Origin of the sequence: Microbacterium sp. 1262 (assembly GCF_040544895.1) — a bacterium.
GTDB lineage: Bacteria > Actinomycetota > Actinomycetes > Actinomycetales > Microbacteriaceae > Microbacterium > Microbacterium plantarum.
This window is the reverse complement of the sequence record NZ_JBEPKU010000001.1, coordinates 1,313,766-1,339,131: the sequence shown is the minus strand read 5'-3', so window position 1 is coordinate 1,339,131 and position 25,366 is coordinate 1,313,766. Positions and strand designations below refer to the sequence as shown.

At 70.3% G+C, this 25,366-nt stretch carries 24 protein-coding genes; 16 read left to right on the top strand and 8 right to left on the bottom strand.

Annotated elements, in window-relative coordinates:
- Positions 1-81: 81 nt before the first annotated feature.
- On the bottom strand, positions 82-1,344 hold the full coding sequence (locus tag ABIC53_RS06385; RefSeq protein WP_282502432.1) for a DUF349 domain-containing protein: 1,263 nt from the start codon (positions 1,342-1,344) through the stop codon (positions 82-84).
- A 68-nt stretch (positions 1,345-1,412) separates the two neighbouring features.
- Entirely contained in the window at positions 1,413-1,727 is a 315-nt protein-coding gene (locus ABIC53_RS06380) for a dioxygenase (RefSeq protein ID WP_282502433.1), read from the bottom strand.
- A 99-nt stretch (positions 1,728-1,826) separates the two neighbouring features.
- Between ABIC53_RS06380 and ABIC53_RS06375 the strand changes: the two genes are divergently transcribed.
- The 16 genes from ABIC53_RS06375 to ABIC53_RS06300 all read left to right on the top strand — a co-directional run bounded on the left by ABIC53_RS06375 (position 1,827) and on the right by ABIC53_RS06300 (position 20,261).
- The gene (locus ABIC53_RS06375) at positions 1,827-3,152 is read left to right on the top strand and encodes a replication-associated recombination protein A (RefSeq protein ID WP_354450791.1); all 1,326 of its coding nucleotides are present in this window, start codon (positions 1,827-1,829) and stop codon (positions 3,150-3,152) included.
- A gap of 3 nt (positions 3,153-3,155) precedes the next feature.
- On the top strand, positions 3,156-4,673 hold the full coding sequence (locus tag ABIC53_RS06370) for a tetratricopeptide repeat protein (protein WP_282502434.1): 1,518 nt from the start codon (positions 3,156-3,158) through the stop codon (positions 4,671-4,673).
- Between the two features lie 156 nt (positions 4,674-4,829).
- Positions 4,830-5,459, top strand: coding sequence for a 30S ribosomal protein S4 (gene rpsD, locus ABIC53_RS06365; RefSeq protein WP_023951228.1), 630 nt, complete (start codon positions 4,830-4,832; stop codon positions 5,457-5,459).
- 88 nt (positions 5,460-5,547) lie between these two features.
- Positions 5,548-5,850, top strand: coding sequence for an ATPase (locus tag ABIC53_RS06360; protein WP_114587817.1), 303 nt, complete (start codon positions 5,548-5,550; stop codon positions 5,848-5,850).
- 67 nt (positions 5,851-5,917) lie between these two features.
- Positions 5,918-8,581: an alanine--tRNA ligase gene (gene alaS, locus ABIC53_RS06355; RefSeq protein ID WP_282502435.1), complete on the top strand. Its 2,664-nt coding sequence runs from the start codon at positions 5,918-5,920 to the stop codon at positions 8,579-8,581.
- A complete protein-coding gene (ruvX, locus tag ABIC53_RS06350) occupies positions 8,578-9,048 on the top strand; it encodes a Holliday junction resolvase RuvX (protein ID WP_269266507.1) in 471 nt (156 codons plus the stop codon). The genes alaS and ruvX overlap by 4 nt, the downstream gene beginning before the upstream one ends.
- A 1-nt stretch (position 9,049) precedes the next feature.
- The gene (gene mltG / locus ABIC53_RS06345; protein ID WP_282502436.1) at positions 9,050-10,462 is read left to right on the top strand and encodes an endolytic transglycosylase MltG; all 1,413 of its coding nucleotides are present in this window, start codon (positions 9,050-9,052) and stop codon (positions 10,460-10,462) included.
- Entirely contained in the window at positions 10,443-11,303 is an 861-nt protein-coding gene (locus ABIC53_RS06340) for a shikimate dehydrogenase family protein (protein ID WP_282502437.1), read from the top strand. The genes mltG and ABIC53_RS06340 overlap by 20 nt, the downstream gene beginning before the upstream one ends.
- 4 nt (positions 11,304-11,307) lie before the next feature.
- Entirely contained in the window at positions 11,308-12,519 is a 1,212-nt protein-coding gene (aroC, locus tag ABIC53_RS06335; protein ID WP_112614284.1) for a chorismate synthase, read from the top strand.
- Complete coding sequence (locus ABIC53_RS06330) at positions 12,516-13,025, top strand: shikimate kinase (protein ID WP_282502438.1); 510 nt, start codon at positions 12,516-12,518, stop codon at positions 13,023-13,025. The genes aroC and ABIC53_RS06330 overlap by 4 nt, the downstream gene beginning before the upstream one ends.
- Complete coding sequence (gene aroB / locus ABIC53_RS06325) at positions 13,022-14,098, top strand: 3-dehydroquinate synthase (RefSeq protein ID WP_112614288.1); 1,077 nt, start codon at positions 13,022-13,024, stop codon at positions 14,096-14,098. Before ABIC53_RS06330 ends, aroB begins: the two co-directional genes overlap by 4 nt.
- Before the next feature lie 28 nt (positions 14,099-14,126).
- Complete coding sequence (gene aroQ, locus ABIC53_RS06320) at positions 14,127-14,570, top strand: type II 3-dehydroquinate dehydratase (RefSeq protein WP_112614290.1); 444 nt, start codon at positions 14,127-14,129, stop codon at positions 14,568-14,570.
- A gap of 53 nt (positions 14,571-14,623) precedes the next feature.
- On the top strand, positions 14,624-15,184 hold the full coding sequence (efp, locus tag ABIC53_RS06315) for an elongation factor P (protein ID WP_112614292.1): 561 nt from the start codon (positions 14,624-14,626) through the stop codon (positions 15,182-15,184).
- Between the two features lie 16 nt (positions 15,185-15,200).
- Entirely contained in the window at positions 15,201-15,611 is a 411-nt protein-coding gene (gene nusB / locus ABIC53_RS06310) for a transcription antitermination factor NusB (RefSeq protein ID WP_094261760.1), read from the top strand.
- 46 nt (positions 15,612-15,657) lie between these two features.
- A complete protein-coding gene (locus ABIC53_RS06305; RefSeq protein WP_282502439.1) occupies positions 15,658-18,588 on the top strand; it encodes a DEAD/DEAH box helicase in 2,931 nt (976 codons plus the stop codon).
- A gap of 104 nt (positions 18,589-18,692) precedes the next feature.
- Complete coding sequence (locus ABIC53_RS06300; protein ID WP_274177721.1) at positions 18,693-20,261, top strand: Rieske 2Fe-2S domain-containing protein; 1,569 nt, start codon at positions 18,693-18,695, stop codon at positions 20,259-20,261.
- Between the two features lie 30 nt (positions 20,262-20,291).
- On the opposite strand, the gene ABIC53_RS06295 is transcribed toward ABIC53_RS06300, so the two are convergent.
- From ABIC53_RS06295 to ABIC53_RS06270, 6 genes are read right to left on the bottom strand one after another with little or no spacing between them, the layout of a single operon-like run.
- Positions 20,292-21,167, bottom strand: coding sequence for a prenyltransferase (locus ABIC53_RS06295; protein WP_354450786.1), 876 nt, complete (start codon positions 21,165-21,167; stop codon positions 20,292-20,294).
- On the bottom strand, positions 21,164-21,466 hold the full coding sequence (locus ABIC53_RS06290; protein ID WP_112614300.1) for a lycopene cyclase domain-containing protein: 303 nt from the start codon (positions 21,464-21,466) through the stop codon (positions 21,164-21,166). Before ABIC53_RS06290 ends, ABIC53_RS06295 begins: the two co-directional genes overlap by 4 nt.
- Positions 21,463-21,810, bottom strand: a complete 348-nt coding sequence (locus ABIC53_RS06285) for a lycopene cyclase domain-containing protein (protein ID WP_114587808.1) — start codon at positions 21,808-21,810, stop codon at positions 21,463-21,465. Before ABIC53_RS06285 ends, ABIC53_RS06290 begins: the two co-directional genes overlap by 4 nt.
- A gap of 3 nt (positions 21,811-21,813) precedes the next feature.
- The gene (crtI, locus tag ABIC53_RS06280) at positions 21,814-23,409 is read right to left on the bottom strand and encodes a phytoene desaturase family protein (protein WP_282502441.1); all 1,596 of its coding nucleotides are present in this window, start codon (positions 23,407-23,409) and stop codon (positions 21,814-21,816) included.
- Positions 23,406-24,281, bottom strand: a complete 876-nt coding sequence (locus ABIC53_RS06275) for a phytoene/squalene synthase family protein (RefSeq protein WP_282502442.1) — start codon at positions 24,279-24,281, stop codon at positions 23,406-23,408. The genes crtI and ABIC53_RS06275 overlap by 4 nt, the downstream gene beginning before the upstream one ends.
- Positions 24,278-25,333 (bottom strand): polyprenyl synthetase family protein, encoded by a 1,056-nt coding sequence (locus tag ABIC53_RS06270; protein ID WP_112615099.1) that lies wholly within the window; start codon positions 25,331-25,333, stop codon positions 24,278-24,280. The genes ABIC53_RS06275 and ABIC53_RS06270 overlap by 4 nt, the downstream gene beginning before the upstream one ends.
- Positions 25,334-25,366: the final 33 nt, after the last annotated feature.

Sequence of the window (25,366 nt, the reverse complement as noted above, 5' to 3'; positions counted from 1 at the left end):
GCGGGTGCGTCCGAACCGCGCGGAGAGAGCCGAACGGTCTGTGGACAGCATGGCCTCCACAGACCGTTCGCGGGGAGAGAGTCAGCCGCCGAGAGCGCTGAGCCAGGCCTTCCGGGCGCTGAGCGCCTCTTTGGCCTGTGCGATGGCGCGTTTGTCGCCCGACGCCTCCGCGTCGGCGACTTCGGCTTCGAGCTTCGCGATCGCGTCGTGCAGCTGCGACAGCATGTCGCCCTGGCGCGCCTTCGTCTCGGGGTTGTTGTTCTTCCAGTCGGCGTCCTCGCGCGCACGCACGGACTGCTCGATCTTGCGGAGCTCGTCGTCGAGGGCGCGCTCCTTGTCGCGGGGGAAGATGCGACCGATCTCGTCCCAACGACGCTGAATGCCCGTGAGCAGCGCCCGGGCGGCAGCGGTGTCCTTCTCTGCGGTCACGGCGGCGGCCTCGTCGAGCAGAGCGCGCTTCGCGACGATCTTCTCCTGCGAGGCCTCGGCGTCGGCCTGCTCGCGCTCCGCTCGGGCACCGTAGAGCGCGTCGCCTGCGGCCTTGAACCGTGCCCAGAGCGCGTCGTCGGCCTTCTTGCCCGCGCGGCCCGACTGCTTCCACTGCTCGAGCAGATCGCGATAGGCGCCGATGCCGTCCTCGCCGCGGGGAGCGAGGGCCTCGGCCCGCTCGATGAGGCGCTGCTTCGCGTCGCGCGCGCTCTTGTGCGTCTCGTCGAGGCTGGCGTAGAACTCACGACGGTGCTTGTCGATGGTCGATCGGGCGTCGCGGAATCGCTTCCAGAGCTGCTGGCCGGTGCCGCGGGGGAGACGCGGGCCGTCGGCCTGATGGCGCTGCCAGCGGTCGAAGAGGTCGGTGACCTCTGCGGAGGTCTGCTTCCACTGGATCGACTTCGGATCGCGCGAGGCGATCGCCTCGATCGCCTCGACGAGCGCCGTACGCTCGGCGATCGCGGCGTCGAGCGCCTGCTTGGCCTCCGCCGCCTCGGACTCGGAGGCGGCGTCGAGCTCGCCCTCCAGCGCGACCAGGCGCGCCTCCAGCGCGGCCAGGTTGCCGACGGCCGCAGCCCCCGCGATGCGGGAACGGAGCGTGCTCACGGTGGAGCGCAGGTCGGAGGCTGACGCTCCGCCGCGGCGGTGACGGACCTCGATGAGCGTCACTTCGCCGGCGAGGTCGGAGAACTTGCGCTGGAAGTAGGCGAGCGCCTCTTCCGGCGTGCCGTCGGGGTACTGGCCGACGACGCGCCATTCGGCCCCCTCGCGCACCGAGACGGTGCCGTCGTCATCGACGCGACCCCACGGGGCGTCGTCGGCGGGGGTGGTCGTGGAGTCAGGGGTGGAAGTCACGGAAGGCACCTCGTCGCGGCTCGCGCCGCATGGGGGTCAGGTCGGGGGACAGCCTAGTACGGAGGGCGTCAGGGCGACGGGATCGTTGTCGGAGTGGAATCCGCCGGTGTCGGGGTCTGTGTCGGCGTCGGCGTGGGTGACAAGGTCTCCGTGGGAGAGGGCGCCGGACTCTCGGCGGGCGCGGGCGCTCCGGGACCTGCGGTGAAGTATGCGACCTGAGCGCCGATAGCGGCGAGGATCAGCACGCCGCCGGCGACGGCGGCGATGACGTTGTCGCGCGACCGGCGCCGTGCGAGGCCGTCGTGGTACTCGCGCCGGGCCGCATAGAGACGAGCGCGTTCGTGCGCCGCGCGATCGTCCCGGTTCTTGCCGCGACCTGCCACGTTGCCTCCTTCGTGCCCGTTGCGGGCCGCTCAAGCCTATGGCGCGGGTCTGCGCCGCGACAAAATCCCGGTGTCCGCGCGCGCGAGTAGCCTGAGAGGATGACCGATTCGAGCGCGTTCTTCTCCGGGCAGACGCCGCTCGCGGTGCGGATGCGCCCCACGTCGCTCGACGAGGTCGCCGGCCAGGGTCATCTGCTGCGGCCCGGCTCGCCCCTGGTCGCCCTCGCGTCGCCCGACGGCAACCGGGCGGGAGCGGTATCCGTCATCCTGTGGGGGCCGCCCGGCACCGGCAAGACCACGCTCGCGCAGGCGATCGCCCGCTCGTCGGGCCGCCGTTTCGTCGAGCTGTCGGCGGTCACGGCAGGCGTGAAGGACGTGCGCGAGGTCATGCAAGAGGCGATGACGCAGCGCGACCTCTACGGCATCTCGACGATCCTGTTCCTCGACGAGATCCACCGCTTCACGAAGGCGCAGCAGGATGCTCTGCTGCCGGGCGTCGAGAACGGCTGGGTCCTGCTCATCGCCGCGACGACCGAGAACCCGTCGTTCTCCGTCGTCGCGCCCCTGCTGTCCCGCTCGCTGCTGCTCACCCTCCAGCCGCTCAGCGACGACGACCTCGGCGGGCTCATCGACCGCGCCGTCGCGGACGCCCGCGGACTCGCCGGCTCGGTCGTCCTGGCCGACGATGCGCGGACGGCGCTGATCCGGCTGGCCTCCGGCGATGCCCGACGCGCGCTGACGTCGCTCGAAGCCGCCGCGACGATGGCCGAGCCCGGCGATGACGACGAGGCGCCGGTCATCACCGCTGACCACGTGGCTCAGGCGGTCGACCGTGCATTGCTCCGGTACGACAGGCAGGGCGACGAGCACTACGACGTCATCAGCGCGTTCATCAAGTCGATCCGCGGATCGGATGTCGATGCCGCCATGCACTACCTGGCTCGGATGATCGAGGCGGGCGAAGATCCTCGGTTCATCGCGCGGCGCCTGGTCATCTCAGCCTCTGAGGACATCGGCCTCGCCGATCCGCAGGCTCTCACGATCGCCGTTGCCGCCGCCGACGCGGTCGCTTTCATCGGGATGCCGGAAGGCCGCATCCCGCTCGCCGAGGCCACGGCGTATCTCGCGACCACCGCCAAGTCGAACGCCGCCTACAACGCGATCAACGCGGCCATCTCCGATGTCCGCGCCGGCGGGTTCGGTCGCGTGCCCAAACATCTGCGCGATGCTCACTATGCCGGCGCGAAGCGGCTGGGGCACGGCAAGGGGTACGTCTATCCGCACGACCTCGAGGTCGGCGTCGCGACGCAGCAGTACCTCCCCGACGAATTGCGTGGCAAGCGGTACTACGAGCCGACGAATCGCGGTGTCGAGCGCGAGATCGGCGCGCGGGTCGAGAAGCTGCGGAAGATCCTGGGGGACTGAGCCGTGGACGATCCCGTACCCGCGTGGACGCTGCTGGGCTCGTCGCCCGCCTTCGACGGCTACGTGCGCGTGCGCCGCGACCGCTACCTGCTGCCCGACGGCAGTGAGAGCGACTGGGATGTCGTCGAGGTCGGCGACACCGTCACGGTGGTCGCGGTCACGCCCGACGACACCGTCGTGCTGTTCGATCAGTACCGCGTCGGCCCCCAGCGCGTGCTGGGCGAGCTGCCCGGCGGGCTGATCGATCCCGGTGAGGACGCTGTCGCGGCGGGCGTGCGAGAGCTGCTGGAGGAGACCGGGTATCGTGCCGGCGCCGTCTTCGACGCCGGCGGCGAGTGGGCCGCCGCGAACGCCCGGCGACGACGGCACGTGGTCATCGCCGCCGACTGTCTGCGCGTCGCCGCGCCGGAGTGGGGCGAGCACGAGACGGGCCGGGTGCGGACGATCGCGGCATCCGACCTCATCGATCACCTGACTGCCGGCGAGACCAGCGACGGCGGGCCCGCCCTGCGGGGGCTCATCCGATTCGCGGCGAGTCGGGGCGTCGACCCCGCACTCCGCGGTCTGCAGTCTCGCGTGCGGGAGCTTCTCGCGACGTTCCCCGCCGACGACGACACGACGGCCGGTGCCGATCCGTTCGACGCGTTCTGGGATGCCGCCGACGGGAAGAACGCCGCCGCCCTGTGGGCCGAGCTCGACCCGCTCGCCGCGGACTCGGCCGAGGCGGTGCGCAGCTACGAGCGCGCCTCGCTGCACGACTTCCTCGGCGAGGAGGCGGAGGCGATCCCGCTGTACCGGTCGGCGCTCGATGAGGGCCTGGCCGGAAAGCGGCGCTCGGCGTGCATCATCCAATTGGCGAGCTCGCTGCGCAACGTCGGCGATCCCTCGGGCGCTCTCGCACTGCTGCACCGCTTTCCCGACACCGATCCGCTCGTCGACGCCGCCCGGGCGTTCGAGGCGCTGGCGCTGTTCAGCGATCAGAAGCCCGCGCCCGCACTCCGGACGGCGCTGCAGGCGCTCGCGCCCCACCTCCCGGCCTACCGCCGTTCGGTGGAGGGGTACGCGGCCGACCTCACCTCGCCTCGCCGTATCCGGGTTATCTCGGTGGCCGTCATCGTCGCCGACGGGTACGTCCTCGCCGAGGAGTACCCCGGCGGGCCGGGCGCGGGGCGGTTCCTGCGAGCACCCGGCGGCGGCGTGGAGTTCGGCGAGACCGCGGCGGCCGCCATGCGGCGCGAGCTGCGCGAGGAGCTCGCCGCCGGCGTCGACGAACTCACGCTGCTCACCGTGAGCGAGAACATCTTCGACGACGGTCGCAAGAGCGGGCACGAGATCGCGCATGTCTTCGCCGTCCGCAGCGCCACGCTCGAGGCGCTGCCCCTCGGGGAACGGCTCCCTGTGCTCGACGGAGACACCTCCGTCGGCTGGTATCGCATCGACGACCTGCGACGGGATGCGACCCCGTTCTACCCGGCCGGCGTCCTCGACCTCGCCGCCGCGGTCGACGCGGACGCCGTCTGATAGACTCGACCGGCTCGAAGCCCAGTTTTCGGGCATCCCTCTCTTCTGATCAAGACCTCTCGGCGTGCCCCGGCGTGCAGTCCGAGACGGGCGAGGAGACGGAGATACGTCCGTGAGTCGTGAACGTCGCGACCACGTCATCGGAAGGAGAGCTTCGTGACCACGAAGTCTCAGGACCGCCGCAAGGTCCGTCTGTCGCGCGCCCTCGGCGTCGCGCTGACCCCGAAGGCCGCCCGCTACCTCGAGAAGCGTCCCTACGCTCCGGGTGAGCACGGCCGCACCAAGCGCAAGGCCGACAGCGACTACGCCGTCCGTCTGCGCGAGAAGCAGCGTCTGCGCGAGCAGTACGGCATCCGCGAGAAGCAGCTGCGCATCCAGTTCAACGAGGCCCGCCGCAAGGACGGTCTGACCGGTGAGAACCTGGTCGAGCAGCTCGAGATGCGTCTGGACGCGCTCGTCGTTCGTGCCGGTTTCGCCCGCACGACCGCACAGGCCCGCCAGCTGGTCGTGCACCGTCACATCCTCGTCGACGGCCAGCTCGTCGACCGCCCGTCGTTCCGCGTGAAGCCGGGTCAGCTCATCCACGTCAAGGAGAAGAGCGAGTCGCTCGAGCCCTTCCAGGTCGCAGCCGCCGGCGGTCACGCCGACGTCCTGCCCCCGGTCCCGGGCTACCTCGAGGTCGAGCTCGACAAGCTGCAGGCGCGCCTCGTGCGCCGCCCGAAGCGCGCCGAGGTGCCCGTCACGTGTGACGTGCAGCTCGTCGTCGAGTACTACGCCGCGCGCTGAGTCGTACGGCTCGCTGAGTCTCAGCACTGCCATGAAGGGCGTCGGGTTCTCCCGGCGCCCTTCATGCTTTGCACCTAACATGGATGCCATGAAGAACGCGCTGTGGTTCGTTTTGGGCGTCGCCGGCGGTTTCGTCGCCGCGCACGTGGTCAACAAGGATCCGCGCGGTCACGAGATGCTCGCCGAGGTCGACGCGCGAATCTCCGAATTCGCCGATCGGATCGGCGATGCCTACCGCGAGCAGGAAGCCCGCATCGAGGGTCTCGCAGCCGACGTGAAGGGCGTGGCCTCCGACGCCCTCGACTCGGCCGCGGACGCCGCCTCCGACGCCGCGGACGCAGCGCGCGACGCGGTCGCGAAGGCCAAGAACGCCGCCGACTCCTCACACTGACACCCGACCTGATCTTGACGTCGTGCCTCCGGGCGCGACGCCGATGCCTGCCTGCCGAAGGAACCCGATGAAGACCGCCGAGATCGCCCAGCGCTACCTGGACTACTTCGAGAAGAAGGGGCACACGATCGTGCCCTCCGCATCGCTCGTCACCGACGACCCCGCGCTGCTGTTCACCGTCGCGGGCATGGTCCCCTTCATCCCCTACCTCTCGGGCGACGTCCCTGCCCCGTACGCGCGAGCGGCCGATGTCCAGAAGTGCATCCGCACCAACGACATCGAAGAGGTGGGCAAGACGCCGCGCCACGGCACCTTCTTCCAGATGCTCGGCAACTGGTCCTTCGGCGACTACTTCAAAGAGGGCGCCATCTCGTTCGCATGGGAACTGCTGACCAGCCCCGAATCGGAGGGCGGCCTCGGGTTCGACCCGAAGGATCTCTGGGTCACGGTCTACGAAGAGGACGACGAGGCGCGCCAGCTGTGGCTGAAGCACTCGACGCTGCCCGACGAGCGCATCCAGCGTCTCGGCAAGGACACCAACTACTGGAGCACCGGCCTCCCGGGTCCTGCCGGCCCGTGCTCGGAGATCTTCTTCGACCGCGGTCCCGCGTACGGCATCGACGGCGGACCGGCGACCGACGACGACCGGTACGTCGAGATCTGGAACCTCGTGTTCATGCAGTACGAGATCGCGGACGTGCGCTCGAAGTACGACTTCACGATCGTCGGCGAGCTGCCGAACAAGAACATCGACACGGGCATGGGGCTCGAGCGCGTCGCCTTCATCAAGCAGGGCGTCGACAACATGTACGAGACCGACCAGGTGCGTCCCGTGCTCGATAAGGCCGTCGAGCTCTCGGGCAAGACCTACGGCGCGAACCACGAAGACGACGTGCGGTTCCGTGTCATCGCAGATCACATCCGGTCGTCGCTGATGCTGCTCTCCGACGGCGTGACGCCGTCGAACGACGGGCGCGGCTACATCCTGCGCCGTCTGATGCGTCGCGCCATCCGCTCGATGCGCCTGCTGGGCGTCGACGGACCGAGCTTCGCGGAGCTGTTCGCAGCGTCGCGCGACGCGATGAAGGAGGCGTACCCGATCGTCGAGACCGACTACGCGCGGCTCTCGCAGTACGCTCTGGCCGAGGAGGCGACCTTCCTGCGCACCCTGGCCGCGGGATCCGAGCTGCTCGACGAGTCGGTCGAGCAGGCCAAGAAGGCGGGGGAGGGCAAGCTGAGCGGCGCGCAGGCGTTCCTTCTGCACGACACGTACGGGTTCCCCATCGACCTGACTCTCGAGATCGTCGAGGAGGCGGGGCTCAGCGTCGACCGCGGCGCCTTCGATTCGCTCATGCAGGAGCAGCGCGAGCGCGCCAAGGCCGACGCGCGGTCCCGCAAGGGGCAGCTCGCCGACACGAGCGTCTACCGTGACTTCCGCGCTCAGGGCGAGACGGTGTTCACGGGCTACACCGAGCTCGAGACGGGCTCGCGGGTACTCGGCCTTCTGGTCGGCGGCGTCTCCGTCGACCGCGCCAGCCAAGGTCAGATCGCCGAGGTGATCCTTGCCGAGACGGCGCTGTACGCCGAGTCGGGTGGCCAGGTCGCCGACAAGGGCGTCATCGTCGGCCCGGGCTACGAGCTCGAGGTCCTCGACGTGCAGAAGCCGGTGCCCGGTCTCGTCAGCCACACCGTCGAGGTGACGACGGGTGAAGTGGCCGTGGGCGAGGCCGCCACGACGGTGGTGGATGCCGCGAACCGCCGCGCTGCGCAGCAGGCTCACTCCGCGACGCACCTCGTGCACGCCGCACTGCGCGACACGCTGGGCAAGAGCGCGACCCAGGCCGGCTCGCTCAACCGCGCCGGCTACCTGCGCTTCGACTTCTCCTGGGGTCAGGCGCTCTCGCCCGAGACTCGTACCGAGATCGAGGAGATCGCCAACAACGCCGTCCGCGACAACCTCGAGGTCACGACCCGGATCATGTCGCTCGACGAGGCGAAAGCCGCCGGCGCGATGGCCCTGTTCGGTGAGAAGTACGGCGAGACCGTCCGCATGGTCGACATCGGCGGCCCCTGGTCGCGCGAGCTGTGTGCGGGGACCCACGTGTCGTCGAGCGCCGAGGTCGGACTCATCAACCTCATCGGCGAATCGTCGGTGGGCGCGTCGAACCGGCGCGTGGAGGCGCTCGTCGGGCAGGACGCCTTCCGTGAGCTCGCCGCCGAGCGTGCCATCGTGTCGCAGCTGACGACCTCGCTGAAGACGCCGCGCGACCAGCTCGCCGCTCGCGTGGCCGAGCTCGCCGCGAGCCTGAAGGCCGCAGAGAAGCGGATCGCCCAGTTCGAGGCTCGCGCCCTCGCCGACCGGCTGCCGCAGCTGGTGGGCGCTGCGGCGGCCGCCGGCCCGTTCCAGATCGTCGCCGAATCGCTCGGCTCGGCGGGATCGGCGGACGATGTCCGCACCCTGGCACTGCAGGTGCGCGACCGTCTCGGAGCCGACGCCGCAGCGATCGTCGCCCTCGGGGCCGTCGTGGGGGACCGCCCCGTCGTGGTCGTCGCCACCAACGATGCCGCCCGCGCGGCAGGAGCCAAGGCCGGTGTGCTCGCGAAGGCCGCGGCATCCGCTCTCGGCGGCGGTGGCGGCGGGCGCGACGACGTGGCGCAGGGCGGCGGTACGGACGCCGCAGCGCTTCCCGTGGCCCTCCGCGCGGTGCGCGACGCGGCGAGCGGCCTGTGAGCGGATTCCGGCCGGGCGTGCGGCTCGGCGTCGATGTGGGTACGGCCCGCATCGGCGTCGCCCGATGCGACCGCGACGGCCTGCTCGCGGTTCCGGTCGAGACCGTGCCGCGCGCAGAGGGAGATCTCGCACGCATCGGCGCTCTGGCCGAGGAGTACGACGCCGTCGAGCTCGTTGTGGGCCTGCCGGTCGCGCTCAGCGGGCGGGAGACCGCGTCGACGGCAGACGCACGCGGTTTCGCCGAGGCTCTCGCGGCCGCCGGACACCGTGTCCGTCTCGTCGACGAGCGGCTGAGCACCGTGAGCGCCCACAGTGCGTTGCGCGGCTCGGGCCGATCACAGCGATCGTCTCGTAGCATTGTTGACCAGGTCGCCGCCGTAGTGCTCCTCCAGCAGGCACTCGACGTCGAGAAGAGCACCGGTAACCCGCCCGGTGTTCCCGTCGCACCCTTGCAGGAGCACCCCTGACATGACTGACCGCCCGCCGCACGACAATGGCGTCCCGACGAGCCGACGCGCCGCGCGTGCGGCATCCCAGAGTCCGGCGTCCCAGGGTCCGGCATCCACGCCGGGAGGCGCAGCGCGTCCCGACGACTCCTCGCGTGCGGAGCACACCCCGACTCCGGCCGCGGAGCACCGCGGATCGGTGGACGCACCGGCGTCCCGCGAGCAGGCTCTGGGCGAACAGGCGTCGTACGGGCAGACGCCGCGGGCCGCTGCGCCTGCTGTCGGCACACTCGACGCCCTCTTCACGGGCGACGTGAGCACGCACGAGGTGGGCGCCGTTCCCAGCCGGCATGATCGCGACCGCAAGAAGAGCCGGATCGCGAAATGGGTCGTCCTCATCGTGATCCTGGCGATCCTCGGCAGCATCGTGGCCGCGGGCGCATGGGTGTGGAACACGTACGAGCCTCAGATCCGCTCCGTGATGGGGTGGGAGGAGCCGAAGGACTTCGAGCCCGGCGAGGCGACCGGCGAGGTGCTGGTGACCGTCGTGAGCGGCGACACCGGGTCGACGATCTCTCAGACGCTCTTCGATCAGGGCGTCACGAAGACGCCCACTGCGTTCTACGATCACCTCATCGCGACGGCACAGGACCCGACGTTCCAGCCGGGGGTGTACGCGTTGCAGCAACGCATGACGTCCGAGGCGGCCCTGACGCTCATCCTCGATCCCGCGAGCAAGCGACAGAACGCCGCCCAGCTGCGAGAAGGCTTGACCGTCGACCAGACCGTCGAGGTGCTCGCGCAGGGCACGGGTATGCCGGTCGAGGACTTCACCGCCGCTGTCGCCGACCCATCCGCGTACGGCGTCGCGGCCGACACGCTGGAGGGCTGGCTGTTCCCGGCGACCTATCAGTTCGACCCCGGGCTCTCGGCCACGGACATCGTGCGCACGATGGTCGACCGCACGCTCGAGTCGCTCGACGCCGCGGGCGTTCCGCAGGAGCGCCACGAGGAGATCCTCACGACGGCATCGATCATTCAGCGCGAGGCGCGTCTGTCCGACGACTTCTACAAGGTCTCTCGCGTCATCGCCAACCGCCTCGCAGACGGCATGCCCCTGCAGATGGACTCGACGGCCCAGTACGGGTACAACGAGATGCACGACGGTACGGTCAGCTCGTCGGCAGAGGCGCTCGAGGACGACAATCCCTGGAACACCTACGTCCGAGCGGGGCTGCCGGCGGGGCCGATCGCGAATCCCGGCGATGAGGCGATCGACGCGGCGATGAATCCCGCAGACGGGCCGTGGCTGTACTTCGTCACCTGGAACATGGACACCGGCGAGACGATCTTCTCCGCGACCTACGAGGAGCACCAGGCCGGCATCGAGCAGTGGCACGCGTGGTGCGACGCGAATGACAACCGCGGCTGCTGATCCGTTTGCGGAAGACCCGCGCCGCTTCGAGGTGTGGGGCTCGCCGATCGACCACAGCCTGTCGCCGGTCCTCCACACCGCGGCGTACGACCGGCTCGGTCTGCCGTGGCGGTACGGGCGGCGGCACGTCGACGAGGCGTCGTTCGCGAGCGAGCTGGCAGCCCTCGGGCCGGAGTTCCACGGGCTGTCGCTCACCATGCCGCTGAAGACACTCGCGCACGACGCGGCTCGGATGCGGGATGCCGCGGCGACCGCAACCGGCGCAGCGAACACGCTCCTCCGGACGGGCGATGGGTGGGCGGCGTTCAACACCGACGTCGGCGGACTCGCGGCTGCGCTCGCGGAGATCGGGTCCGCGGCTGCGCCTCGTGCCCGCATCGTCGGCGCAGGCGCGACGGCGACGTCGGCGCTCCTCGCGCTCGAGCGCGTCGGCGTCGGCCGGATCGACATCGCGGCACGACGGCCCGCCGCAGCCGAGCCGCTGCGGACGCTCGCGGCGAGCCGAGGCATCGCGGCGACGGTGTCGCCCCTCGACGCGCCGGCGGGGGAGGTCGAGCTGACCGTGTCGACCCTCCCGGGCGACGCGCCGGTCGCTGACGCCGTCTCCGCGGGTCTCGCCGCGAGCGGGGGCACGCTCTACGACGTCGTCTACGGCACGTGGCCGACAGCGCTCGGACACGCCTGGCTCGCCGCAGGACAGCCGGCCCACCCGGGCGCGACCATGCTGCTGCATCAGGCGGTGCTCCAGATCCGCATCTTCGCGACCGGTTCGCCCGACGACCCGCTGCCCGGCGAGGAGGACGTCGTCGCCGTCATGCGCCGGGCGCTCATGGGAGGATAGACGAATGCTCCGCGTGCTCACGGCCGGCGAATCGCACGGCCCCGAACTCGTCGCCCTCATGGAGGGCCTCCCCGCCGGCGTGCCGGTCTCACGTGCCGCGATCCAGGCCGACCTCGCTCGGCGCAAGCTGGGCTACGGCCGCGGCTCGCGCATGAAGTTCGAGGAGGACGAACTCACCATCTCGACGGGCGTCCGACACGGCTTCAGCCTCGGCAGCCCCATCGCTCTGCGCATCGGCAACACCGAGTGGCCGAAGTGGGTCGAGGTGATGAGCCCCGAGCCGATCGAGCTCACCGAGCGCTCCCGCGGACGCGGTGCCGCCCTGACTCGGCCTCGCCCCGGCCACGCCGACCTCGTCGGCATGCAGAAGTACGGATTCGACGAGGCCCGACCGATCCTCGAGCGCGCGAGCGCCCGTGAGACGGCCGCGCGCGTGGCTCTCGGCGCGGTGGCCCGGTCGTTCCTGAACGAGCTCGGCATCCGGCTCGTCAGCCACACGCTCTCGATCGGCCCCGTGCGGGTGCCCGACGGCTCGGCGCTGCCGACGCCCGACGATGTCGACGTGCTGGATGCCGATCCGCTGCGGTGCTTCCACGCCGAGACCTCTGCCGCGATGGTCGCCGAGGTGGACGCTGCGAAGAAGGACGGCGACACGCTGGGCGGCATCGTCGAGGTCCTCGCGTACGGGCTCCCGCCCGGGCTCGGATCCCACGTGCAGTGGGACCGCCGTCTCGACGCGAAGCTCGCCCAGGCGCTCATGGGTATCCAGGCGATCAAGGGCGTCGAGGTCGGCGACGGCTTCGAGACCACGCGTCGTCGCGGCTCCGCGGCACACGACGAGCTTTTCGCGACCGACGCGGGCATCGCGCGCTCGAGCGACAAGGCGGGTGGCACCGAGGGCGGGATGTCGACGGGCACAGTCCTGCGGGTCCGAGCGGGCATGAAGCCGATCGCGACGGTGCCGAAGGCGCTGCGCACGGTCGACGTCGCGTCGGGCGACGCGGCGACGGCTCATCACCAGCGGTCCGACGTGTGCGCGGTGCCGGCAGCCGGCGTCGTCGCCGAAGCGATGGTCGCGATCGTGCTCGCGGAGTCCGTGCTCGAGAAGTTCGGGGGCGACAACGTCGCCGAGACCCGCCGCAACCTCGAGGGATACCTCGCGGCGATCCCCGAGACGCTGCGCTCGGCGGCGCTGAGCGACGACGCGATCGGATGACCGCCCCCGCGATCGTCCTGATCGGACCGATGGGCGCGGGCAAGTCGAGCATCGGCAAGAAGCTGGCGCGCGTTCTCGGCACGACGTTCACCGACAGTGACGGCCTCGTCGTCCGCGACCACGGCCCGATCGAACGGCTCTTCGCGGAGCATGGCGAGGAGCGCTTCCGTGAGCTCGAGAGGCTCGCGGTCGCCGAGGCCCTCGGGCGCGGCGGCGTCGTCGCCCTCGGTGGCGGCGCGGTGCTGCATCCCGATACGCGGAGCGACATCGCCGCGCACCGCGTGGTGCTGCTCACCGTGTCTGAGCAGACGATCGCCTCACGCCTCGCCGGCACCACGCGCCCCCTGCTCCAGGGTGACGACCCGGTGGGTCGCTGGCGCGAGGTCGCCGAGGGTCGACGCGAGCTCTACGAGCGGCTCGCCGACGCGCGGTTCGACACATCCACCGGCCGGATCCAGGACATCGTCGACGCCATCGCGGCGTGGGCTCAGGAGGAGACGTCATGACAGACACCACCGTCATCACCGTCGGGGGCACCGCGCCCTACGACGTGACCATCGGGCGCGGCATTCTTCCGCTCGTCGGCTCGGCGCTGCCCGAGGCCGCGCGCAAGGTGCTCATCGTGCACCCCCCGACGCTGTCCGCTCAGGCCGAGCGTCTCCGCGAGATCCTGGGGTCGGACCGCCAGGTGCTGCTGGCGGAGATCCCCGACGCCGAGCAGGGCAAGCGCGTCGAGGTCGCGGCGTTCTGCTGGCAGGTCATGGGCCAAGCGGACTTCACGCGCACGGATGCCGTCGTCGGGTTCGGCGGCGGCGCCGTGACCGACCTCGCCGGCTTCGTCGCCGCGACGTGGCTGCGCGGCATCGCGGTCGTGCAGGTCCCCACGACGGTGCTTGGCATGGTGGATGCCGCCGTCGGCGGGAAGACGGGCATCAACACCGCGGAGGGAAAGAACCTCGTGGGTGCCTTCTGGCCCCCGGTCGCCGTGGTCTGCGACCTCGACCTGCTCGACGGGCTGTCGCGCAACGAGCGCGTCGCCGGCTTCGCGGAGGTCGTGAAGGCCGGTTTCATCTGGCACCCCGAGATCCTCGACCTGATCGAAGCGGATCCCGAGGCGGCCGTCGACCCGCACAGCGACGCGTTCCGGCGGAGCATCGAGCTCGCGATCGACATGAAGGCGAAGGTCGTGGGGGAGGACCTGCGCGAAGCGGGGCTTCGCGAGGTCCTCAACTACGGGCACACGCTCGGGCACGCCATCGAGCACGCCGAGCGGTACCAGTGGCGCCACGGCGCCGCGATCTCGGTGGGGATGATGTTCGCGGCCGAGCTGTCGCGTCTGGCGGGACGACTCCCGGATGCCGCAGCCCAGCGTCACCGCGACATCCTCGAGACCCTCGGGCTGCCCACCTCGTACCGTGCGGGTGCGTGGCGCCAGCTGCTGGCGACGATGCAGCGCGACAAGAAGACCCGCGGCTCGATGCTGCGGTTCATCGTGCTCGACGACATCGCCAAGCCGACCGTTCTGCAGGCCCCCGATGAGTCGCTGCTTTTCGCCGCCTACCAGGAGGTGGGGGCCTGAGCCGGCGCGTCATCGGTAGGGTGGGCGCGTGAGCACCCCTCGACGCCTACTGCTGGTCAACGGGCCGAACCTCAATCTGCTCGGCACCCGCGAGCCCGAGATCTACGGACGCGAGACCCTCGCCGACGTCGAGGCCCTCGTCATCGCGGCGGCCGGGGAACGCGGCGTCGAGGTGCGCTGCGTGCAGAGCAACCATGAGGGCGTCCTCATCGATGCCATCCACGAGGCCCGTGCGGACTGCGTCGGCATCGTGATCAACCCCGGCGGGCTCACGCACACCTCCGTCGTCCTCCGTGATGCGCTCGCGGGAGTGTCCCTGCCGGTGGCCGAAGTCCACATCTCCGACGTCTACGAGCGCGAGAGCTTCCGCCACCACTCCTACGTCGCCGACGTCGCCTCGGTCCATGTCATCGGCGAAGGTGTCGCCGGATACGCGCGCGCGACGCGACAGCTGCTCGACATCCTCGCGTAGAATCGATCCTCGGCCCGTCGGCCGCCCGACCACACGAACGGAACTCCACACTCATGGCATCGACCGCAGACATCAAGAACGGCGTCGTCCTCAGCATCGACGGTCAGCTTTGGAACGTCATCGAGTTCCAGCACGTCAAGCCCGGCAAGGGTGGTGCGTTCGTGCGCACGAAGCTGAAGAACGTCGTGTCGGGCAAGACCGTCGACCGCACCTATAATGCCGGCGCGAAGATCGAGATCGAGAACGTCGACCGCCGCGACTTCACCTACCTGTACAACGACGGCGACAACTTCGTCTTCATGGACGTCGACGACTACGACCAGATCACGGTCCCCGCCGCCACCGTCGGCGACGCCAAGAACTACCTGCTCGAGAACCAGCAGGTGCAGATCGCGCTGAACAACGGCAACCCGCTCTACATCGAGCTGCCCGCTTCGGTCGTCCTCGAGATCACGTACACCGAGCCGGGCCTGCAGGGCGACCGCTCGTCGGCGGGCACGAAGTCCGCGACGGTCGAGACCGGCTACGAGATCCAGGTTCCGCTGTTCGTCGAGCAGGGCACGAAGGTCAAGGTCGACACCCGCACGGGTGACTACCTCGGCCGCGTGAACTGACGCCGGTCCCCGCCCGATGAGCGCTCGCTCCAAGGCGCGCAAGCGCGCCCTCGACATCCTCTACCAGTCCGACATCCGCGGCGACGACCTCGGGGTGACCCTCGCCGCCGAGGCGAAGCGCGCGGCTCTCGAGCCCGCCCGCGAGGCGTCGTGGCTGTACGCGCGCGAGATCATCGACGGCATCATCGACAACCGCGAAGACATCGACGAGCAGATCACGACGTTCGCGAAGGACTGGTCCCTCGCGCGGATGCCGGCCGTCGACCGGGCGATCCTCCGACTCGGCGTCTGGGAGATCGTGTACAACGACGCGGTTCCCGCCGCAGTCGCCATCGACGAGGCCGTCGAGCTCGCGAAGGAGTTCTCGACCGACGGGTCGAGCGCTTTCGTCCACGGCGTCCTCGGTCGGGTCGCCCGACTGGGCTGACCGACGTTGGAGGCGCCCTCGAGAATCCTCGTATGAGGTCGAACCCGTGATCGAGAGGGCAGCGCCGTCGTGGCGCGCCGTCCTGGCGCCGGCGGCGTCGGGTGAGAACGCGGTCGCCCTGGGCGTGCAGCTGCGCCAGCGAGAAAGCGCCGCCGCGGCTCACTGGGGGCCGCGTCGGGTGCTTCCGGCGACCCCGCGGAGCGTCGCCACCTCCGACGGCGAGCTCCGGCTCGCGGTGCGTCCGCTCTCTCGCAGCGGAACCAGTGGCCGATGGGTGCAGGGCGACGAGAGCTGGGAATCGCTGCGACGTGGTGCGTGGCGGGTCGATCCGGTGCGCGCGCGCTGGTTCTCGACGCTGTACGGCATCGCGCATGACGCTCGGCTGCTCGGCGGCTACGGCGACTCGGAGTGGTTGACGCTCGACGGCGCCGACTCCGAGCTCCTCTGGCCCCACCTTCGCGCCGCGGCCGGTCTCGGCATCCCGATCGTGCCGACCCGACCCGATCAGCAGGTGCTCCTGGCCGACGGCGCGTCGATCGAGGTGCGGGTGGACAGCGTCGACGGTGACCTGCAGCTCACGCCCGTCGTGCGGTTCGCCGGCGGTGAGGAAACCGCTGCCCATGCGCGCCCGCTCGGACATGTCGGCATCTACGGCGCCAGCCAGGTCGCGGATGGCCTGCGGGTCGTCTTCGCACCGGTGGGCTTCGGCCCGGGTGTCCGATCTCTCCTGGCGGCCGGCGACTCGATCCGCGTTCCCGCGGCGGATCGCGAAGAGTTCCTCCGCGAGGCATACCCCAGATTGGCCCGCGAGACGGTCGTCGTGCCCGCCCCGGGAGTCCGATTGCCCCCGCCCGAACGCACGACGCTCGTCGTCACGGTCGATCACGGCCCGCGCGACGAGCTCGCGTACGCGTTCGCCTGGCAGGTGCCCGGCGCAGGCCGCGTCGCGTGGGACGCTGCCGCGGGATCGGCGTCCGCCGATCCTGAGCTCCGAGTGGCCCTCGAGGCGGCGTGGGCGAGCGCTACGGACGACCCGTTCGTGCCCGAAGGAACCCGCAGCGGCGTCGAGGCGGCGGAGTTCACGACCGAGGTGCTGCCGGTGCTGCAGGCGCTCGACGGGGTCCGCGTCGAGGTGTCGGGCGTGACGCGGTCGTATCGGGAGCTTTCGGGCGACCCGCGCATCACCGTGAAGACGGTCGAGACCACCGACGCGGACTGGTTCGACCTCGGCGTGCACGTCGAGGTCGAGGGACGCCGCGTTCCGTTCCGCCCCCTGTTCACCGCCCTCGCGCAGCGTCGGAAGAAGATGCTGCTGTCCGATGGTGCGTACTTCTCCCTTTCGCATCCGGCACTCGACCGTCTGCGCGAGCTCATCGAGGATTCGCGCGACCTGGTCGAATGGGAGACCGGCAGCGCCCGCGTCAGCCGCTATCAGGTGGAGCTCTGGACGGCGTTCGAGGACGTCGCCGACGAGGCGGAGCCGGCCGTACGGTGGCGTGCGGCCGTCGGCGACTTCCGCGATGCGGCAGCCGAGGGCGTGCCTGCGGCCGCCGCGGAGACGCCGGTCGGCATCGTCACCGCCCTGCGGCCCTACCAGCATGAGGGGTACGCGTGGCTCGCGGCACTGCGCGACGCGCGCCTGGGGGGCATCCTGGCCGATGACATGGGGCTCGGCAAGACTCTGCAGCTCCTCGCGCTGCTCGAGCGCGAGCGCGAGCGCGGTTCGAGTCGGCCCGCGCTCGTCGTCGCGCCGACCTCGGTCGTGTCGGCATGGCGCGACGAGGCTGCGCGTCATGCCCCGGGCCTGCGCACTGTCGTGGTCGACGGTGTGGGGGCCGCGCCCGAGCGGATCGAGGCGGATCTCGTCCTGACCTCCTATGCGCTGCTCCGCCTCGATGCCGCCGCGTACGCCGAGCGCGAGTGGTCGACGGTCGTGCTCGATGAGGCGCAGTACGTCAAGAACCCGCGGACGCGCGTGCACCGCGCCGTGCTCGGCCTGCGTGCCGATGTCGTCTTCGCTGCCACCGGCACACCGCTCGAGAACAGTCTGACCGACCTCTGGGCGATCCTGTCGCTGACGAGCCCCGGCCTCTTCCCCTCGGCCCGACGCTTCCGGGAGGAGTATGTACAGCCGATCGAGCGTGGCCGTGTCGACGAGAACCTCGAAGGGGGCCCCGCGCGCGAACGCCGGCTTGCGCGGCTGCGGCGGCGCATCCGGCCGTTCCTGCTCCGACGCACGAAGGATGTCGTGGCTCCCGAGTTGCCGCCTCGACAGGAGCAGGACGTGCGCGTCGAGCTCTCGAGCGGTCACCGTGCCGTCTACGAGCGCGTGCTGCAGCGGGAGCGCCGGAAGGTGCTCGGGCTGCTGGACGATCTCGACAGCCAGCGGTTCATCGTCTTCCGATCCCTGACTCTTCTGCGCATGCTGGCTCTCGCGCCCGCTCTCGTGGACGCCGGTGGGCCGGGTCTCGTCCCGAGCAAGCTCGAGGCGCTCCGCGGGCGCTTGGACGAGGTGATCGCCGAGGGGCACCGAGCGCTCGTGTTCAGTCAGTTCACCTCGTTCCTCGACATCGTCGAAGCCGACCTCCGGGCGCGCGGCACCGGAGTGGTCCGCCTCGACGGTTCGACGAGCAACCGGGCGGCGGTGGTGGAAGCGTTTCGGAAGGGCGATGACCCGGTGTTCCTCATCAGCCTCAAAGCGGGCGGCGTGGGGCTGACCCTCACGGAGGCCGACTACGTCTTCCTGCTCGATCCCTGGTGGAATCCGGCGGCCGAGCAGCAGGCGATCGATCGCACGCACCGCATCGGCCAAGACCGGCCAGTGAGCGTGTACCGCCTGATCGCGGCGGGCACGATCGAGGAGAAGGTGGTGGAGCTGCAGCGGCGCAAGGCACGACTCGTCGGTGCGGTCCTCGACGCCGACGGCGCGTTCTCGAACGCCCTGACCGCCGACGACATCCGCCTCCTGCTGGCGTGAGCTTCCCCTCGCATCGACGTCGGGTGAACTGACACGGCCCACGGCGGGCAGGGGTCGCCGACGCCTCACGTAGACTCGACCAGTCGCAACAGGAGGTCATCGTCATGCGCATCACAGGCCTGGGACACGCCGGAATGTTCATCGAGACGGCAGGGGGCAGCATCCTCTGCGACCCGGTCGTCGGACCGAGCTTCTTCGGCTCGTGGTTCCCGTTCCCCGACAACCGGGGCCTCGACTGGGAGCGCTTCGGGCGCGCCGACTTCCTGTACATCTCGCACCGGCACCGCGATCACTTCGACCCCGCGCTGCTGCGCGCGCACGTCCCCACCGACATCCGCGTGCTTCTGCCGGACTACCCGACCGACGATCTCGAACGCGATCTCCGCGATCTCGGGTACGACAACATCATCTACACGCAGGCGGGTGTGCCCCTGGAGTTCGGCGACCTCAAGGTCATGGTCACGCCCCTGCGCGCCCCGAGCGACGGCCCGATCGGCGACTCGTCCCTGTCGGTCGACGACGGCACCGCCTCGGTGCTGAACCAGAACGACTCCCACCCGCTGGATCTCGAGAAGCTGATGTCGTTCGGCAAGCCCGAGGCCTACTTCACCCAGGTGTCCGGCGCGATCTGGTGGCCGATGGTCTACGACCTGCCGCAGGACGCGAAGCAGAACTTCGCTCAGCTCAAGCGCGATGCGCAGAACAAGCGCGCGATGTACTACATCGACAAGGTCGACGCGCCTCACGTCTTCCCGATGGCCGGACCGCCGATGTTCCTGCGCGAAGAGCTCTTCCGTTACAACGGCTGGGGCGAGCAGAACGACTCGATCTTCACCGATCAGGCGCAGTTCCTGGCGCATATGGCCGAAGAGCGTCCCGATCAGAAGGGCTACCTGTTCGTTCCGGGAACGCAGGTCGATCTCAACGACGGCGTGCTGGAGGTCACCCAGACGCTGTACACGGATGCCGAGATCGAGCGCATCTTCTCGGACAAGTGGGCCTACCTCGCCGGGCAGCGCGACAGTCGTCAGGCCGAGGTCCGCGCCGAGATCGAGCGTCGCGCCCCGATCCTGCCGCCCGACGAGATGCTGGCTGCGATCAAGCAGTGGTGGGAGCCGCTTCTGCGCCGCGCGCGGACGATCCGCAACGGTGTGGGCGGGATGGTGCGCTTCCGCATCGGCGAGCTCGACATGGTGGTCGACTTCCCGAAGGCGAAGGTCCGCGAGTACGCCGGTGAGGAGTGCATCTACTGGTACACGATCCCCGCCGACCTGGTGTCGACGAACATCCGCGACCACGAGATCGACTGGTCGAACTCGATCTTCCTGTCGATGCAGTTCGAGGTCGGCCGCAGCGGCAAGTTCAACGAGTTCCTCACGACGTTCTTGAAGTGCCTGTCCCGTGATCGCATCGAGTACGTCGAGAACTGGTACGCCGAGCAGTCGGATCAGACCGAGGATGCCGAACTGGGCGACTGGACCGTGCAGCGCCGGTGCCCGCACCTGCGAGCAGACCTCACGAAGACGGGCAAGATCGAGGACGGTGTGCTCACCTGCTCGCTGCACGACTGGAAGTGGGACCTCGCGACCGGGCGATGCCTGACCACCCAGGGACACCCGATTCGCGCGAGCCGCATCATCGAGACCGCGAACGCGACCAACCCCGCCGCCTGATCTCGTCAGCGCCGAACGGGTGGTGGCCGATCACGACGTGATCAGCCACCACCAGACGAGCAGCAGGGTGACGAGGAAGCCGCCGAGCTGGTTGAGCCAGAGAAAGCGGTCCCAGCCCGCGGTGGCCCGTTCGCACGTCTCGTCGGTGATGTTTCGGAACGGCCACAGCGTGATGAGGTACGGGACCGCCACGAGAGCCGCAAGCGGGCCCGGCCAGCTGGTCGCGAGCATGAGAACGCCGGCGAGGGCGTAGCAGCCCAGCGCGAACCTCACGGTCCAGCGCGCGCCGCGCACGGTCGCGATGGACGCGATCCCCGCCTCGCGGTCGGCCTGGACGTCCTGTACGGCCCCGAACGCGTGCGAGGCGACGCCCCATGCGGCGAAGCCCAGCAGGATGAGGACGAGCTGCCACGTCCAGGTCGCGCCGGTGAGGACCAGCCCGTATACGGCGGGGGAGAAGAAGTGGATGCTGCTCGTGATCGAGTCGGCGAACGGCCGCTCTTTCAGCCGAAGCGGGGGAGCGCTGTAGAACACGACGAAGAAGAGGCTCGCGGCGAGGACGAGCCAGGACAGCGGGGAGCCGACCGCGACGAGATGGGCCACGAACGGCAAGCACGACAGGGCGGCAGCCCAGAGCGTCGCCCGGTGCACCCGCCGGTCGAGGATGGCGCCGTGCGCGCCGCCCTTCCGCGGGTTCCGCAGGTCGGACTCGTAGTCGAAGACGTCGTTGATGCCGTACATCGCGAGGTTGTACGGGACGAGGAAGAACAGGGTGCCGATGAGCAGCGTCGCGTCGATCTGGCGAGTGGTGAGGAGGTACGCCGCCGCGAACGGGTAGGCGGTGTTGATCCAGCTCACCGGGCGGGAGGCGACGAGGAGCTGGCGCGCGAGCGCGGGGGCGGTCATCGTTTCGGCTTCTCCAAGAGGGTCGCGACGGCAGGCACCAGGAAGGCCGCGCACAGCGGGTAGGCGAAGTCTTCGAGCGGCGCGAGTCCGATTCGGATGCCGCTCAGGTGCTCTTCCGGATAGGTGAAGAGCCCGGCGGCGATCATCACGTTATCGAATACCGCCGTCAGCAGGAGGAGCACGACCGCGGCGACCGAGGACCAGGCCATGCGGGCGGCGAAGCGCGGGCGCCGAGCGGACATCGCTGTCACGACGACGGTCACGAGGACGAAGGGGATGACGATGAGGGGATAGGTCATGGCGCGACATCCCTCCGGCGGGGCTCGTGCGGCCGTCCCTCGTGCCTGCGCCGCGCGCCGCCGTAGGCGACCAGCGCGAGGTAGCTGAGGAAGAGGAGGAAGACCGGCTCTTCGAGCGGCAGGTGCGGGGCGAGATCGACACCGAGCAGCGCGGGGCTGTCGCCCTTGACGAACACGCCCGTTGCGATGCCGACAGCGTCCCACAGCAGGAAGAATGCCGTGCCGAGCACAGAGGCGATCACCGTGCGTCGACGGTCGCGCCAGAACGCCAGGCGGAACCGACGATCGAGCAGCCCGACACCGCAGAGCGATACGAGCAAGGCGAGCAGGTACAGGCCCGGCACCGCTCACCCGGTGGGGGCGGCCGGCTCGGGCAGCGGGCCGGCGGTCGTGTCTCCGCGCAGGCGCTTGACGACGAGCTCTGCCGAGATCAGGCACATCGGCAGCCCGATGCCCGGGAGCACGGAAGCGCCGGCGTAGTAGAGACCGGGAACCTTCTTGGAGGCGTTCCCCGGGCGGAACAACGCGCTCTGTCCCAGCGTGTGCGCCAGTCCCAGGGAGTTTCCGCGCCACGCCCCGAGGTCGCGCGCGAAGTCCGCGGGTGCGATCGTGCGGCGGACGCGTACGCGAGAAGCGAGATCGTCCACCCCGGTCCACTGCGCGATCTGCTCGATCGCCCGGTCGGCGGCGGCTTCGATCGCGGCATCACCGGCCCCGTCGACACCTCCGCGGCCGAGTTCGGGGTCGGCCGGAATGGGAACTAGGACGAACAGGTTCTCCGATCCGGCTGGAGCGACGGTGTCGTCGGTCGCGCTGGGACGGCACACGTACAGCGACGCGGGATCGGGGATGTGGGTGTCCCGTCCCGAGATCGCATCGAAGTTCTCGCGCCAACCGCGGGTGAAGAGCAGGGTGTGGTGCGACAGCTCGGGCAGTTCGCCCTCGACGCCGAGGAGGATCAGCAGCGCGCCGAAGCTCGGCGTGCGCTTGCGCCACCAGCGCTCGGGGTACGTCTGCCGCTCGGGAGGGAGCAGGACCGTCTCGGTGTGGTGCAGATCGGCTGCGGACACCACGATGTCGGCGGCGACCTCGCTCGTGTCGGCCAGACGGACCCCGCGGGCGCTGCCGTCCGCGGCGGTGAGGATCTGCGCGACGGCGGTGCCGGTGCGCACCTCGACGCCGCGTTCGCGCGCCAAGCGCTCGATCGCCGCGATGATCTCGGTGAAGCCGCCGCGCGGGTACAGCACCGCGTCGTCGAGGTCGAGGTGGCTCATGAGGTGGTAGAGGCTCGGCACGTCATACGGCGACGAGCCGAGGAAGACCGCGGGGTAGCCGAGGACCTGACGCAGCATCGGGTCCTGGAACCGGCTGTCGACGAACCGGTTCAGCGAGCGGGTGAGCAGCGGAGCGAGCGTCGGGATGCGCCGCAGGATGTCGGGGTCGCGGAGCCCCTCGGACGAGGCGTACGTGTCGTACAGGAACTTCGATACCGCGAGGTCGTAGGCGTCGGCAGCGGAATCGAGGTATTCGTCCAGTCGTGCGCCGGCACCGGGCTCACGGCTCTCGAACAGCGCTGTCGCCTCGGCTCGCCCCGACACGACGTCGATGTGATCTCCGATGCCGTCGCCCTCGGGCTCCGCGTAGACGCGATAGGCCGGGACCAGGGGGACCAGGTCGAGTTCAGCCGCCGCCGTCGTCCCGAGCAGGGCGAAGAAGTGCTCGAAGACCTCGGGCATGAGGTACCAGCTCGGCCCGGTGTCGAACCGGAAGCCGTCGCGCTCCCATGTGCCGGCCCGTCCGCCCGTCTCCTCCCGCGCCTCGATAACCGTCACGGCGTGACCCTCATCGGCCAGCAGCGCAGCCGTGGCGAGACCGGCGATGCCGCCGCCGATCACGACGACGCGCGAGCCGGGCGCGGGGCGCTGCGATCGTGCCCGGGTCATGCGCCGGCTCGCAGGGGAGCGGCGCCGACCGTCGCGCGAGCGGCCAGGCCGAGCTTCACGGTGTTCGGCACGCGGACTCGCTGGTCGGTGTCACCGGCCCGTCGTAGGCGGCGGGAGAGCGCCGTGAACAGATCGTGCGCTGCAGTGACGGCGCGTCGGCAGTCCGCCGGCAGGCGCGGGATGATGGCGCCGGCCGCGTCGAGGTCGGCGTCGATACGGTCGAGCACTTCCACGCGCGAGGCGGTGCCGTCGGCGCCGTCGACACCGAGGTAGTCGCGGCCGAGGGATCCGACGTCGTGGGGGAGATCACGCAAGAAGTTCACGTCCTGGAATGCGGCGCCGAGGCGACGTGCGCCGTCGACGAGATCGGGGTCGGCGGGGCGCGGGTGCGAGCCGCCGGCGTTGACGAAGGTCTGGAGGCACATCAGTCCGACGACTTCGGCCGAACCATAGACGTAGGAGGCGTGCGAGCCCGCGTCGTGGGACGACACCTCGAGATCGGTCCGCATCGAGGAGAAGAAGGGTCGCACGAGGTCTGCGCCGATACCGCACTCCCGCGCCGTCGACGCGAACGCGTGGACGATGAGGTTCGCGCTGAAGCCCTCCTCGACCGCCAGGAGCGTCTCCTCCTCGAGCGCGTCGAGGACGCGTCGTTGTGCCGTCAGGGGCATCCCGGCCTGCTCGGCGGATCCGTCGACGATCTCGTCGGCCACGCGAACCAAGGCGTAGATGTTCCGCACGTGCGGACGCACGCGCGGCCCCAGGAGCCGCGCAGCGAGCCCGAACGAGGTCGAGTAGGCCGAGATCACGACGGCTGCGGCGTCGCGCGCGGTTCGGTCGTACAGGGCGATCGCGGAGTCGTCGGGGGTCACGGGATCCGTCCTTCGATGCCGTCGGCGAGCTGCTCGATGAGCGCACGCGCGGCGGGTGGCAGTTCGGCCGCTCGACGCCGCACCGAGGAGAGCGTCTGGCCGATGAGGGTCACCAGCTGCTCGCGGGCGCCGCTGGCGTCGAGCTCGCGCTGTGCCGCCTGGACGGCGATCGGACCCGTCGGCGCCATCGCCAGCGCGGACGACACCTGTGGCCAGGATGCCGAGTCGCGGGCGAAGGAGATGAGAGGCGTGCGCTTGGCCTCGCGGAGGTCCGCGCCGGCGCCCCGGCCGGCCTGCGCCTCGTCGCCGAAGGTGCCGATCAGATCGTCCACCAGCTGGAAGGCGAGGCCGAGGTCCGCTCCGACCGACATCAGCACGCCGCGATCACCGTCGTCCGCCCCGGCGAGCACGGCACCCGCCGCGAGCGGTGCGCAGAAGGAGTAGACCGCCGTCTTGTCGTGAGCCGTGCTGAGCAGTTGCGCGGTCTCCGGCTCGGCAGGGACGACGGCCTGCTCGACGTCGGCGAGCTCTCCGATGGCCGAAACCAGCACGGCATCGTCGAGCAGATCGAACAGGGGTACCCGCTGATCCGACGCGACGTCGGCCGTGGCCACGAGACGCGCCGCCTCGTAGAGAAGGATGTCGCCGGCAAGGACGGCGGCGGCATCGCCCACCCGCTCGGCGTCGTCTGCGCTGACGCCCAGGGACCGGGCGTGCGATCGGAAGGTCCCGCCGACGTTGGGAACACCGCGCCGCTCGATGTCGCGGTCGATCAGATCGTCGTGGATCACGAACGCGCTGTGGAGCAGTTCGAACGCGGCTGCCACGTCCCACAGGCCGGGCGTGGCCAGGCGGTCGCCGCCGAACGCGTCGAACGACGCCACCACCAGAGCCGGGCGGAAGCGCTTGCCGCCGGATGTCGCCGCCGAGGCGGCGCGGATGAGGGCAAGAGCCGATGAGCCCCGAGGGATGGCCCGCTGTGTGAGCCTGGTGAGGACCTCCTCGAGCGCGCGATCGACAGCGGCTCTGCTGTCATCGGGCAAGGAGATCACGTTCACCGTCCTGGATATGCCATTCGCGAGGCG